The organism is Streptomyces sp. NPDC040622 (assembly GCF_055593965.1).
On the sequence record NZ_JBVIXD010000002.1, the window covers coordinates 139694 to 152531 of the forward strand.

Below are 12838 nucleotides of genomic sequence, written 5' to 3' on the forward strand. Positions count from 1 at the left end.
CCGGCAGCCCTTGCTGCACGCTTGCTAGAGCGTGAGCCGGAAGCAGTGGGCCATGCGCCGGGACGTCTCGGCGCTCGGCACCAGCGGCGGAACGGGGAACGTCTCGGCGAGTTCCATGCCGAGCCGCCGGGTGACCGCCACGGAGCGTTCGTTTCCGTCGCGGACCACCGCGACGACCTCCGGCACGCCCGCGGCGCGCACCCGCTCGACCGTGGCCAGGGCGGCGGCCGTCGCGTACCCCTTGCCCCAGGCGGCTCTGCCGAGCCTCCAGCCGATCTCGATCTCGCCGGCCGGACCCCAGTCCTTGGTCCAGGGCTGCGCGCCGGTGAACCCGATCGGCTCACCCGCCCCGTCCAGCAACGTCCACAGGCAGTAGCCCAGTTCCGCGTCGTGTCTGCGCTGCCGGGCGGTCAGCTCCTCGTACATGGACAGCTCGGCGGAGGACCCGCCGAAGAACTCCATGACCTCGGGATCGTCGAAGAGCCGGTGCCAGACGAAGGCGTCCTCGTGGGTGGGGACGCGCAGCTGCACGGCGGGGAGGTGCAGCGCGGGCAGGGTGTCGGTCTGCTCGGTCACGTGTGGCCCTTCGGCTGGCTGATCAGTACCGCCTCATAGACTGCCCATATCCCGTGCCGGTCGGCACACAGATTTCGAGCCTTGGGGAGAACCCGCCGTGACCGAGCCCCTCTCCGAACACTCCGCGGACGTCATCGTCGTCGGAGCCGGCCCAGCCGGAGCGACGACGGCGTACTACCTGGCGAAGGCCGGCCTCGACGTACTCCTCCTTGAGAAGACCGCGTTCCCGCGCGAGAAGGTCTGCGGTGACGGGCTCACGCCCCGCGCCACCAAGCAGCTGGTGTCCATGGGAATCGACATCTCCGAAGAGGCGGGCTGGCTGCGCAACAAGGGCCTGCGCATCATCGGCGGCGGTGTGCGGCTCCAGCTGGACTGGCCGGAACTTGCCTCCTACCCGGACTACGGCCTCGTCCGCAAGCGTGACGACTTCGACGAGCAGCTCGCCCGCCAGGCACAGAAGGCGGGCGCGCGCCTGTACGAGCGGTGCAACGTCGGCGAGCCGATCGTCGACGACAGGACCGGCCGCATCACCGGCGTGCACGCCAAGATGGGCGAGGAGAAGACCCCGGTCACCTTCCACGCCCCGCTCGTCGTCGCGGCCGACGGCAACTCCTCGCGGATCTCGCTGGCCATGGGCCTGCACCGCCGCGAGGACCGCCCGATGGGCGTCGCCGTGCGGACGTACTTCACCTCGCCCCGCCACGACGACGACTACCTGGAGTCGTGGCTCGAGCTGTGGGACCGCCGCGGCGCCGAGGACCGGCTGCTGCCCGGCTACGGCTGGGTCTTCGGCATGGGCGACGGCACGTCCAACGTCGGCCTCGGCATCCTCAACTCCTCGAAGGCCTTCCGCGAGCTGGACTGGCGCGAGGTCCTCAAGGCCTGGTGCGCCTCGATGCCGGAGGACTGGGGCTACACCCCGGAGAACATGACGACGCCGATCCGCGGCGCCGCCCTGCCGATGGCCTTCAACCGTCAGCCGCACTACACGAAGGGCCTGCTCCTCGTCGGTGACGCGGGCGGCCTGGTGAACCCGTTCAACGGCGAGGGCATCGCGTACGCCATGGAGTCCGGCCAGATCGCGGCGGACGTCATCGTGCAGGCACACGCGCGTGCCACCCCCGCCCAGCGGGAACTGGCGCTGCAGAACTACCCGAAGACGCTCAAGGAGGTCTACGGCGGCTACTACACGCTGGGCCGCGCCTTCGTGAAGCTCATCGGCAACCCGAAGGTCATGAAGATCGCGACCCAGCGCGGCCTGACCCACCCCCTCCTGATGAAGTTCACGCTGAAGATGCTCGCGAACCTGACCGACCCCACGGGCGGCGACGCGATGGACCGCATCATCAACGGACTGAGCAAGGTGGCACCGAAGGCGTGAATCCGTCCCAGGGCGGCCCCGCGGCGGGCCCCGCTTCGGTGGACCGGGCGCTCGACCTCCTGGAGGCGATCGCGCGGTCCCCGGAGCCCGTCGGCGCCAAGTCCCTGGCGGGCGAGCTCGGCTGCGCGCTGTCGACGGTCTATCACCTCCTGGGCCCGCTCACCGCGCGCGGGCACGTGGCCCGCACCTCCGAGGGCTACGCGCTGGGGCCGCGGGTGCCGGGCCTGTACCGGTCCTTCCAGCGCCACGCGGGCATCGACGCCCGGAGCCGGGGCCTGCTCCTGGAGGTCCGCCGCGCCGCCGGCGCCCACGCCTACCTGAGCGCGCGCCGGGGCGGGCGCATCGCCGTCGTCGACAGCACCGCGGCGGTGGCGGCCGACGTCGCCGACCCGTTCGAGGTGGGCCTGGACCACGGCGCGCACGCCACGGCCCACGGAAAGGTCCTGCTGGCCTCGCTGGGGCGGGCGGCCCGGCGCCGCTATCTCGACGAGCACGGCCTGCCGAGGCTCACCGAGCACACCATCACGAGCCCGGACCGTTTCGAGGCCGAGCTGCGCCGGGTGCGCTCGGCGGGCGTCGCGGTGTCGGTGGGGGAGACGGACCCGGCGTACACCTGCCTGGCCGTACCGCTGGCGGACGGGGCACGGGCGCTGTCGGTGTCGCTGCCCACCGAGCGGGTCCGCGGGCGGCGGCGGGAGTTGACGCGGCTCCTGTCCCGGGCCGCGCGGCAGGGTTTTCCGGCAGCGTCGGAATAGCGGCCCGCCCGGCTTGCCGGGCGCGGCGGGCGGGCGGACGCTTGCCGCATGATTTTCATCGCCGTGAAGTTCACCGTCCGCCCCGAGCACAGCGACAGCTGGATCGAGCGGACCGCCGCGTTCACCGCCGCCACGCGCGCGGAGCCGGGCAACGTCTTCTTCGAGTGGTCCCGCTCGGTGGAGGACCCGAACCAGTTCGTGCTCCTGGAGGCCTTCGCCGACGGGGACGCGGGCGCCGCGCACGTCGGCTCCGACCATTTCAAGGCCGCCATGGAGACGATGGGCGAGCTCATCGCCTCGGTGCCGCAGATCGTGAACACCGAGATCGAGGGCACGGGTTGGTCCGCGATGGCGGAGCTGACGCCCAAGAACGCCTGAGACGCCGCCTCAGGGCACGCCGAGGGCCGGAACCCCTCCAGGGGGGTTCCGGCCCTCGGTCGTTGCTCTAAGGGGCCGTCAGAGGACGCGCACGGCGCCCGAGGCCGGGTAACCCGACAGGTCCTGGATGACAACGCCCTTGCCGGGGTTGGCGGCGTCCAGGTACTGGCCGTTACCGATGTACACACCGACGTGGTAGGCGGAGCCCGCGCCACCCCAGTAAAGAATGTCGCCCACCTGCACGTTGGAGAGCGAGACCGGCGTGCCGGCGACCGACTGGTCCTGCGAGACGCGCGGGAGGTCCACGCCCGCCTGCTTGAACGCGGCCTGCACGAGGCTGGAGCAGTCCCAGGCGTTCGGGCCGGAGGCACCCATCACGTAGGCGTCGCCGAGCTGGGCCTTGAGGAAGCTGATGACCGTGCCGACGCTGCCGCCGGCAGGCGCGGGCGCGTCGGAGGCGCTCGTGGCGCTGCCGCCGGCGGACTGCGTGGAGAGGTCCGTGCGCTCGGCGGAGCGCGAGGCACGCTCCTCGTCGGCCTTCTTCTTGGCGGCGGCCTCGGCCTTGCGCTCGGCCTCGGCCTTCTTCTCGGCCTTCGCCAGGTCTTCCTTGGCCTGCTTGGCGGCCTTGGAGGCGGCCGCGTCCTGCTCGGCGCGCGACTCGTAGGTGTCGGCGGCCTGCTGGGTGGCGTCCGCCGACTGCGCGATCTGTGCGGACAGATCGGTGGAGAGCGTGGGCATCTCGATGGTCTCGGTCACCGGCTCGGCCGCGTTCGCCGTACCGGCCGCCGCGGCCACTGCCAGGGTGCTGAGGACGCCACCGGCAACTCCGGCACGCAGGGCGATCTTGGAGGCGCTGCGCCGGGGCTTCCGGTGGCTGGGTATGTGAGCGGTGTGGGACATGAGACCAACCGCTATCAGGGACCCACGGTTCCCTTCAAGAAACGTGTGCTGCGCCACAGTTGCGGTTTTCGGCGTCGAATCCCGGGCGTGTCGCTCTTTATTGACGCCGTAACGGGCAATGTGGACAGTGCTGATCACGCCTGTGATCATGGGTTTTCTGCGATACGTCCGAATTGCCCATGGTCTACCACCCGTTGAGGCGGTTGGCCAAGCCCGGCATATTCAGGGAAGTTGCCCCTGTGGCACAGGTCACATGGGGGCCCTCTCCGGGGTCTCCCTGAGATCTCGCTGAGACATCCCTGAGATCTCCCGCAGTTTTCGGCGCCGGTATGTGTTCCCTGTCCCGGTTTGTGACGGGGCATCGCCCGAATCTGCCGCGATGTCCCCCCGGGGGTGATGTGCGGATGCGCCCCTCGAAGGCGTGAGGGGTGCACGAGGCGCAAGAGGTGTATGAGGTTTTGTATCGGGCATCCAGCTCGATTCGGTCACGCGGCGCGGTCCTCGCTTGTGGCGTGGCACGGCCCGCGCGTGCGGCGGGGTGCCGGCCGAGTCTCGTGACGGGTGCCAGTCGAGTCCCGTGACGGGTGCCGGTCGAGTCCCGTGACGGGGTGTCGGCCGGGTTCGACGACGCGGGCGTCAGCCGCGCCCCGGCGAGGCGCCTCCCGTGCCTCCCGTTGCGACCCCTATAAGGGGACTGCCCGCTCGTGAATCGGCGCACGCGTCCACATCCGTCCACACCTGTGCCGCCAAAGTGTGAACGCCGCTCCTCTATCAAGCGATCCAGTCCAGCGCCAATTTGCCTGTAGCTGCCACCTCTTGATAGGGCAACCCCGTCCCGACCAGGGATGACGCATCGAGATGTCACCTCTAGTGATCACTCAGGCGCTTCGCGTACGAAGATCACCGCTCATCCGACTTCATGATCCTTCGTCAGGTGGTGGAGATCACAAAGCCGTTGTCGTACCCCGTGTCGCAGATCACAGACCGCCGGGCATAAGATGCGGGGCAGTTGGGCTTGTGACCTGCTTCACATGTAAGCGATCTTCGATGGGGAGCGGGGCTCGGGTCCGACGCAACCGCCAACAGTCAGTGCCGACTGAGAGGAGCGAGGAGCGTGAACGCCTATGCGCCCATCCTCGTGCTGGGAGCCCTCGGGGCAGGCTTTGCGATCTTCTCCGTGGTCATGGCCACGCTTATCGGTCCAAAGCGGTACAACCGCGCGAAGCTAGAGGCCTATGAGTGCGGCATCGAGCCGACGCCGACGCCGGCAGGCGGCGGGCGATTCCCCATCAAGTACTACCTGACGGCGATGCTCTTCATCGTCTTCGACATCGAGATCGTCTTCCTCTATCCCTGGGCCGTCACCTTCGACGCGCTGGGGATTTTCGGGCTCGTGGAGATGCTGCTCTTCGTGCTCACGGTCTTCGTCGCGTACGCGTACGTATGGCGTCGCGGCGGCCTGGAATGGGACTAAGGGTCTGAGGGGTCTAAGAGCATGGGAATCGAAGAGAAGCTGCCGAGCGGATTTCTGCTGACCACCGTCGAACAGGCCGCGGGCTGGATGCGGAAGTCCTCCGTCTTCCCCGCCACGTTCGGCCTCGCGTGCTGCGCCATCGAAATGATGACGACCGGCGCGGGGCGGTACGACATGGCCCGCTTCGGCATGGAGGTCTTCCGCGGCTCACCGCGCCAGGCCGACCTGATGATCGTGGCCGGCCGGGTGAGCCAGAAGATGGCGCCGGTACTGCGGCAGGTCTATGACCAGATGCCCAACCCCAAGTGGGTGATCTCCATGGGTGTTTGCGCATCATCGGGCGGAATGTTCAACAATTACGCGATTGTCCAGGGCGTGGACCACGTCGTCCCGGTCGACATCTATTTGCCCGGCTGCCCGCCACGCCCCGAGATGCTGTTGGACGCGATTCTCAAGCTCCACCAGAAGATCCAGGGCACCAAGCTCGGCGTGAACGCGGAAGAAGCGGCCCGTGAGGCGGAGGAGGCGGCCCTCAAGGCGCTCCCCACCATTGAGATGAAGGGGCTGCTGCGGTGAGCGACGCGCACGACGAGCACCTGAACGGCAACGGCGTACCCGCCCCGCGCGACGAGGCCGGCGAGGTCATCGGCGTCCGCAAGGGCATGTTCGGCGCCAACAACGGCGGCGACACGTCCGGCTACGGCGGGCTCGTGCGGACCGTCACGCTGCCCGGCGCGTCCTCGCGCCCCTACGGCGGCTGGTTCGACGAGACCGCGGACGAGCTGGAGGGGGCCCTGGAGGAACAGGGCCTCGTCCCGGAGAACGCCATCGACAAGACGGTCGTGGACCGCGACGAGATCACCTTCCACATCGCGCGCGAGCACCTCGTCCGCGTGGCCCAGACGCTGCGCGACGACCCGGCCCTGCGCTTCGAGCTCTGCACGGGCGTGAGCGGGGTGCACTACCCCGGCGACAAGGGCCGCGAGCTGCACGCCGTCTACCACCTGCGCTCGATCACCCACAACCGGCTGATCCGGCTGGAGGTCAGCGCCCCCGAAGGCGACCCGCACATCCCGTCGCTGGTCCCGGTCTATCCGACCAACGACTGGCACGAGCGCGAGGCGTACGACTTCTTCGGCCTGATCTTCGACGGCCATCCGGCGCTGACGCGGATCATGATGCCGGACGACTGGCAGGGGTTCCCGCAGCGCAAGGACTACCCCCTCGGCGGCATCCCCGTCGAATACAAGGGCGCCCAGATCCCGGCTCCGGACCAGCGGAGGTCGTACAGCTGATGTCTGCCACTCAGGGAACTTCCCACGCTTCTGCCCGCGAGACGACCGAGGGCACCGTATACACGGTCACCGGCGGCGACTGGGACGAGGTCGTCCAGTCCGCGGCCAAGGCCGACGACGAGCGCATCATCGTCAACATGGGCCCGCAGCACCCGTCCACGCACGGCGTGCTCCGGCTCATCCTGGAGATCGAGGGCGAGACCGTCTCCGAGGCCCGCTGCGGCATCGGCTACCTGCACACCGGCATCGAGAAGAACCTCGAGTACCGCACGTGGACGCAGGGCACGACGTTCGTCACGCGCATGGACTACCTGACGCCGTTCTTCAACGAGACGGCGTACTGCCTCGGGGTCGAGAAGCTCCTCGGCATCGAGGACCAGATCCCGGACCGCGCCTCGGTCATCCGCGTGCTCCTCATGGAGCTCAACCGCCTCTCCTCGCACCTGGTGTGCATCGCCACCGGCGGCATGGAACTCGGCGCGACGACGATCATGATCTACGGATTCCGGGATCGTGAACTCGTTCTCGACGTCTTCGAGCTGATCACCGGCCTGCGCATGAACCACGCGTACATCCGGCCCGGCGGACTCGCCCAGGACCTGCCGCCCGGCGCGGTGGACCAGCTGCGCGAGTTCGTGAAGAAGATGAAGAAGAACCTTCCCGAGTACGACAAGCTCGCCACCGGGAACCCCATCTTCAAGGCCCGCATGCAGGACGTCGGCTACCTCGACCTCGCCGGCTGCATGGCGCTCGGCGCCACGGGCCCGGTCCTGCGCTCGGCGGGCCTCCCGCACGACCTGCGCAAGTCCCAGCCCTACTGCGGCTACGAGAACTACGACTTCGACATCCCGACCGCCGACACCTGCGACTCCTACGGGCGCTTCCTGATCCGTCTGGAGGAGATGCGCCAGTCGCTGCGCATCGTCGAACAGTGCATCGACCGGCTCGCCCCCGGCCCGGTCATGGTCGAGGACAAGAAGATCGCCTGGCCCGCCCAACTGGCCCTCGGGCCCGACGGCCTGGGCAACTCGCTCGACCACATCAAGAAGATCATGGGCACCTCCATGGAGTCCCTCATCCACCACTTCAAGCTGGTGACCGAGGGCTTCCGGGTCCCGCCCGGGCAGACGTACACCGCGGTCGAGTCGCCCAAGGGCGAACTCGGCGTGCACGTCGTCTCCGACGGGGGCACCCGCCCCTACCGGGTCCACTTCCGCGACCCGTCCTTCACCAACCTGCAGGCCATGGCCGCGATGTGCGAAGGCGGCCAGGTCGCCGACGTCATCGTCGCCGTCGCGTCCATCGACCCCGTGATGGGAGGCGTCGACCGATGACCAACACTCCTGCGGAGCAGGGCGCGGGCGTCAGCCTGGGCATGCCCCAACTCCCCGCCCCCGACTACCCGGCCGAGGTACGGGCCCGCCTGGAGGTGGACGCCAAGGAAGTCATCGCCCGCTACCCGGGGTCCCGGTCCGCGCTGCTGCCCCTGCTGCACCTGGTGCAGGCGGAGGAGGGCCATGTCACGCGCACGGGCATGCAGTTCTGCGCCGATGTGCTGGGCCTGACCACGGCCGAGGTCACGGCGGTCGCGACCTTCTACACCATGTACCGGCGCAAGCCGTCCGGCGACTACCAGGTCGGCGTCTGCACCAACACGCTCTGCGCGGTCATGGGCGGCGACGCGATCTTCGACGAGCTCAAGCAGCACCTCGCCGTCGGCAACGACGAGACGACCGAGGACGGCAAGATCACGCTCGAGCACATCGAGTGCAACGCCGCCTGCGACTTCGCCCCCGTGGTGATGGTCAACTGGGAGTTCTTCGACAACCAGACTCCCGAGTCCGCCAAGCGGCTCGTCGACGACCTGCGCGCGGGCGTGCCGGTCGCCCCCACGCGCGGAGCGCCCCTCTGCACGTACAAGGAGACCGCCCGGATCCTGGCGGGCTTCCCGGACGAACGGCCCGGCGCCGTCGAGGCGACCGGCGGCGCGGGTCCCGCCTCGCTGATCGGCCTGCGCCTGGCCAAGGGCGAGCTGCCGCAGCCGCGCGTGGTCCACCCGCGCACGGGCGGCCCTCAGGACGAGGCGCCCGCCGAGCACCTCAGCTCGCACGACGCACCGCAGCAGACCTCGGCGTCCGACCCGGCGAACCCGGCAGGACCGACCGCCGAGGAGGGGGAGTGATGACCTTGGCAGCCGAGATCGACAACGAGACCAGCCCGGAGAAGCTGCTCGCACCGGTCCTTTCGGCGTTCTGGGACGAGGAGAAGTCCTGGACGCTGGAGACCTACCGGCGGCACGAGGGGTACGAGGGCCTGCGCAAGGCCCTCGCCATGGACCCCGACGACCTCATCGCGTACGTGAAGGACTCCGGTCTGCGCGGCCGTGGCGGCGCGGGGTTCCCCACCGGGATGAAGTGGCAGTTCATCCCGCAGGGCGACGGCAAGCCGCACTATCTGGTGGTCAACGCCGACGAGTCGGAGCCGGGGACCTGCAAGGACATCCCGCTCCTCTTCGCGAACCCGCATTCCCTCATCGAGGGGATCGTGATCGCGTGCTACGCGATCCGTTCGTCGCACGCCTTCATCTATCTGCGGGGCGAAGTCGTCCCCGTGCTGCGGCGGTTGCACGAGGCCGTGCGGGAGGCCTACGCGGCGGGCTACCTCGGCAAGAACGTGCTGGGCAGCGGGCTCGATCTCGAACTCACCGTGCACGCGGGTGCGGGCGCGTACATCTGCGGTGAGGAGACCGCGCTGCTCGACTCGCTCGAAGGCCGTCGCGGTCAGCCGCGACTGCGTCCCCCCTTCCCTGCGGTCGCGGGCCTCTACGCGTGCCCCACTGTGGTGAACAACGTCGAGTCCATCGCGTCCGTTCCCGCGATCCTCAACCGGGGGAAGGACTGGTTCAAGTCGATGGGCAGCGAGAAGTCGGCCGGCTTCACGCTGTACTCGCTGAGCGGGCACGTCACCAGCCCGGGCCAGTACGAGGCGCCGCTCGGCATCACGCTGCGCCAGCTGCTCGACATGAGCGGCGGCATGCGGGCCGGGCACCGGCTCAAGTTCTGGACGCCGGGCGGCTCCTCGACCCCGATGTTCACCGACGAGCACCTCGACGTCCCCCTGGACTACGAGGGAGTCGGCGCCGCCGGATCGATGCTCGGCACGAAGGCGCTGCAGTGCTTCGACGAGACGACGTGCGTCGTGCGGGCCGTGACCCGCTGGACGGAGTTCTACGCCCACGAGTCCTGCGGCAAGTGCACGCCCTGCCGCGAGGGAACGTACTGGCTGGTGCAGTTGCTCCGCGACATCGAGGCGGGCAAGGGTGTCATGGCCGACCTCGACAAGCTGAACGACATCGCCGACAACATCAACGGCAAGTCCTTCTGCGCCCTCGGCGACGGCGCGGCCTCGCCGATCTTCTCCTCACTGAAGTACTTCCGCGAGGAGTACGAGCAGCACATCACCGGCAGGGGCTGCCCCTTCGACCCGGCCAAGTCGACTCTCTGGGCCGACAGGCCCGCTGAAAACGCGCAGGTGAACGCATGACAGTGACTACGAACAGCGCTCCCTCCGGGGGCGGGGAGGCAGCGGTCCCGCCCGAGGATCTCGTCTCGCTGACCATCGACGGCATCGAGATCAGCGTCCCCAAGGGCACGCTGGTGATCCGGGCCGCCGAACTGCTCGGCATCGAGATCCCGCGGTTCTGCGACCACCCCCTGCTCGACCCCGCGGGCGCCTGCCGGCAGTGCATCGTCGAGGTGGAGGGCCAGCGCAAGCCGATGGCGTCCTGCACCATCACGTGCACCGACGGCATGGTCGTGAAGTCGCAGCTGACCTCGGCCGTCGCGGAGAAGTCGCAGCGCGGTGTGATGGAGCTGCTGCTCATCAACCACCCGCTGGACTGCCCGGTCTGCGACAAGGGCGGCGAGTGCCCCCTGCAGAACCAGGCGATGCAGGTCGGCGACGCGGACACCCGCTTCGAGGGCAAGAAGCGGACCTACGAGAAGCCGGTCCCGATCTCCACGCAGGTGCTGCTCGACCGTGAGCGGTGCGTGCTCTGCGCGCGCTGCACCCGGTTCAGCAACCAGGTCGCGGGCGACCCGATGATCGAGCTCATCGAGCGGGGCGCCCTCCAGCAGGTCGGCACCGGCGAGGGCGACCCCTTCGAGTCGTACTTCTCCGGGAACACCATCCAGATCTGCCCGGTCGGCGCGCTGACCTCGGCGGCGTACCGATTCCGCTCCCGCCCCTTCGACCTGGTGTCCTCTCCCTCGGTGTGCGAGCACTGCTCGGGCGGCTGCGCGACCCGCACCGACCACCGGCGCGGCAAGGTCATGCGGCGGCTCGCGGCGGACGACCCCGAGGTCAACGAGGAGTGGATGTGCGACAAGGGACGCTTCGGCTTCCGGTACGCGCAGCGGCCCGACCGGCTGACCACTCCGCTGGTGCGCAACGCGGACGGCGTCCTTGAGCCCGCCAGCTGGCCCGAGGCCCTGGCCGCGGCGGCCACCGGTCTCGCGGCGGCGCGCGGTCGCGCCGGGGTGCTGACCGGCGGCCGGCTCACCGTCGAGGACGCCTACGCGTACAGCAAGTACGCGCGCGTGGCCCTCGACACGAACGACATCGACTTCCGCGCGCGCGTGCACAGCAGCGAGGAAGCCGACTTCCTGGCGGCCCGGGTGGCCGGGCGGGGCCGGGACCTCGACGGGAGCGGCGTCACGTACGCCCTCCTGGAGAAGGCACCCGCCGTCCTGCTCGCCGGGTTCGAGTCCGAGGAGGAGGCGCCCGGCGTCTTCCTGCGGCTGCGCAAGGCCTGGCGCAAGCACGGCCAGCGCACCTTCTCCCTCGCCACGTTCGCGACCCCGGGCCTGACGAAGGCGGGCGGCACGCTGCTGCCCGCCGCGCCGGGCACCGAGACCGAGTGGCTGGACGCGCTCGCCGCGGGCGTGGGTCTGGAGGACCCGGGCACCGAGGCGTCCGGGGCGCTGCGCGCCGAGGGCGCGGTCATCGTCGTCGGCGAGCGGCTCGCGGCCGTGCCCGGCGGGCTCACCGCCGCCGCCCGTGCCGCCTCCGCCACCGGCGCCCGCCTGGTGTGGATCCCGCGCAGGGCGGGGGAGCGTGCCGCCGTCGAGGTGGGCGCGCTGCCGTCGCTGCTGCCCGGCGGACGCCCGGCCACCGACCCGCGCGCGCGGGACGAGGTCGCCGCCGCCTGGCAGGTCGCCGAACTCCCGCACCGCTACGGCCGCGACACCGGCCAGATCGTCGAGGCCGCCGCGACCGGCGAGCTCGGCGCGCTCCTGGTGGCGGGCGTCGAGGTCGCGGACCTGCCCGACCCGGCCCGGGCGCGGCAGGCTCTCGACGAGGTCGGCTTCCTGGTCTCGCTGGAGCTGCGGCCCAGCGAGGTGACGGAGCGGGCGGACGTGGTGCTGCCCGTGGCCGCCGTCGCGGAGAAGCCCGGCACGTTCCTCAACTGGGAGGGCAGGGCGCGGATGTTCGACGCCGCGCTCAAGCCGGACCAGATGACGCGCAGGCTTGCGCCCACCGACGCGCGCGTGCTGCACATGCTGGCCGACGCCGGGGACATCCACCTCGGCCTGCCCGACCTGGTGACCCTGCGCCGCGAGCTGGACCGGCTCGGCGGCTGGGACGGGCCGCACGCCACGGAGCCCCTGGAGACCGGCACCCAGCCGCCGCGGCCCGCCGCCGGAGAGGCCGTCCTCGCGGGGCACCGGCTGCTGCTCGACCAGGGCAGGCTGCAGGACGGCGACGAGGCGCTGGCCGGTACGCGGCACGCGGCCCACGCGCGCGTGTCCGCGGCCACCGCGGCCGAGGCGGGCGTGAAGAACGGCGACTCCCTCGCCGTCACGGGCCCGGCCGGTACGACCGAACTCCCGCTCCAGATCACGGAGATGCCCGACCGGGTGGTCTGGCTCCCGCTGAACTCGGCCGGGGGAGGCGTCACGTCGGACACCGGCGCCCGCCCCGGCGACCTCGTCCGCATCGGCCCGGCAGTCCTGCCGGAGCCCACTGAGGCCCCGGAGGTGACGTCGTGACGCACACCCTGGTGCCGCTTGCGGCGGAG

At 70.3% G+C, this 12838-nt stretch carries 12 protein-coding genes; 10 read left to right on the forward strand and 2 right to left on the reverse strand.

All coding sequences use genetic code 11. The annotated features are described in order from the left end of the window. Positions 1–24: 24 nt before the first annotated feature. A complete protein-coding gene (locus ACZ592_RS05010; RefSeq protein ID WP_471580134.1) occupies positions 25–576 on the reverse strand; it encodes a GNAT family N-acetyltransferase in 552 nt (183 codons plus the stop codon). Positions 577–673: 97 nt separating this feature from the next. Between ACZ592_RS05010 and ACZ592_RS05015 the strand changes: the two genes are divergently transcribed. From ACZ592_RS05015 to ACZ592_RS05025, 3 genes are read left to right on the forward strand one after another with little or no spacing between them, the layout of a single operon-like run. Then, positions 674–1957, forward strand: coding sequence for a geranylgeranyl reductase family protein (locus tag ACZ592_RS05015; protein WP_471580135.1), 1284 nt, complete (start codon positions 674–676; stop codon positions 1955–1957). Beyond that, positions 1954–2712: an IclR family transcriptional regulator gene (locus ACZ592_RS05020; RefSeq protein ID WP_471580136.1), complete on the forward strand. Its 759-nt coding sequence runs from the start codon at positions 1954–1956 to the stop codon at positions 2710–2712. Before ACZ592_RS05015 ends, ACZ592_RS05020 begins: the two co-directional genes overlap by 4 nt. A gap of 48 nt (positions 2713–2760) precedes the next feature. Then, the gene (locus ACZ592_RS05025) at positions 2761–3090 is read left to right on the forward strand and encodes a putative quinol monooxygenase (RefSeq protein ID WP_471580137.1); all 330 of its coding nucleotides are present in this window, start codon (positions 2761–2763) and stop codon (positions 3088–3090) included. Between the two features lie 78 nt (positions 3091–3168). Here ACZ592_RS05025 and ACZ592_RS05030 read toward each other — a convergent pair whose 3' ends face one another. After that, entirely contained in the window at positions 3169–3990 is an 822-nt protein-coding gene (locus ACZ592_RS05030) for a C40 family peptidase (protein WP_471580138.1), read from the reverse strand. Between the two features lie 1114 nt (positions 3991–5104). Between ACZ592_RS05030 and ACZ592_RS05035 the strand changes: the two genes are divergently transcribed. The 7 genes from ACZ592_RS05035 to ACZ592_RS05065 are packed head-to-tail and all read left to right on the forward strand — an operon-like array spanning position 5105 to position 12809. Further along, positions 5105–5464 carry an NADH-quinone oxidoreductase subunit A gene (locus ACZ592_RS05035; protein ID WP_003992243.1) on the forward strand — a complete coding sequence of 120 codons (360 nt, stop codon included), beginning with the start codon at positions 5105–5107 and terminating at the stop codon, positions 5462–5464. A 21-nt stretch (positions 5465–5485) separates the two neighbouring features. After that, positions 5486–6040 carry a NuoB/complex I 20 kDa subunit family protein gene (locus tag ACZ592_RS05040; protein ID WP_361165465.1) on the forward strand — a complete coding sequence of 185 codons (555 nt, stop codon included), beginning with the start codon at positions 5486–5488 and terminating at the stop codon, positions 6038–6040. After that, positions 6037–6759: an NADH-quinone oxidoreductase subunit C gene (locus ACZ592_RS05045; protein WP_471580139.1), complete on the forward strand. Its 723-nt coding sequence runs from the start codon at positions 6037–6039 to the stop codon at positions 6757–6759. The genes ACZ592_RS05040 and ACZ592_RS05045 overlap by 4 nt, the downstream gene beginning before the upstream one ends. Then, on the forward strand, positions 6759–8093 hold the full coding sequence (locus tag ACZ592_RS05050; RefSeq protein WP_471580140.1) for an NADH-quinone oxidoreductase subunit D: 1335 nt from the start codon (positions 6759–6761) through the stop codon (positions 8091–8093). The genes ACZ592_RS05045 and ACZ592_RS05050 overlap by 1 nt, the downstream gene beginning before the upstream one ends. Next, complete coding sequence (nuoE, locus tag ACZ592_RS05055; protein WP_471580141.1) at positions 8090–8941, forward strand: NADH-quinone oxidoreductase subunit NuoE; 852 nt, start codon at positions 8090–8092, stop codon at positions 8939–8941. Before ACZ592_RS05050 ends, nuoE begins: the two co-directional genes overlap by 4 nt. Beyond that, on the forward strand, positions 8941–10302 hold the full coding sequence (gene nuoF / locus ACZ592_RS05060; protein WP_471580142.1) for an NADH-quinone oxidoreductase subunit NuoF: 1362 nt from the start codon (positions 8941–8943) through the stop codon (positions 10300–10302). The genes nuoE and nuoF overlap by 1 nt, the downstream gene beginning before the upstream one ends. Beyond that, positions 10299–12809 carry an NADH-quinone oxidoreductase subunit G gene (locus ACZ592_RS05065; RefSeq protein WP_471580143.1) on the forward strand — a complete coding sequence of 837 codons (2511 nt, stop codon included), beginning with the start codon at positions 10299–10301 and terminating at the stop codon, positions 12807–12809. Before nuoF ends, ACZ592_RS05065 begins: the two co-directional genes overlap by 4 nt. Positions 12810–12838: the final 29 nt, after the last annotated feature.

Excerpts from the sequence above, each read along its gene's own strand:
- nuoF (WP_471580142.1), top strand. The coding sequence starts at position 8,941 with ATGACCTTGGCAGCCGAGATCGACAACGAGACCAGCCCGGAGAAGCTG.
- nuoE (WP_471580141.1), top strand. The coding sequence starts at position 8,090 with ATGACCAACACTCCTGCGGAGCAGGGCGCGGGCGTCAGCCTGGGCATG.
- ACZ592_RS05040 (WP_361165465.1), top strand. The coding sequence starts at position 5,486 with ATGGGAATCGAAGAGAAGCTGCCGAGCGGATTTCTGCTGACCACCGTC.
- ACZ592_RS05030 (WP_471580138.1), bottom strand. The coding sequence starts at position 3,990 with ATGTCCCACACCGCTCACATACCCAGCCACCGGAAGCCCCGGCGCAGC.
- ACZ592_RS05050 (WP_471580140.1), top strand. The coding sequence starts at position 6,759 with ATGTCTGCCACTCAGGGAACTTCCCACGCTTCTGCCCGCGAGACGACC.
- ACZ592_RS05065 (WP_471580143.1), top strand. The coding sequence starts at position 10,299 with ATGACAGTGACTACGAACAGCGCTCCCTCCGGGGGCGGGGAGGCAGCG.
- ACZ592_RS05025 (WP_471580137.1), top strand. The coding sequence starts at position 2,761 with ATGATTTTCATCGCCGTGAAGTTCACCGTCCGCCCCGAGCACAGCGAC.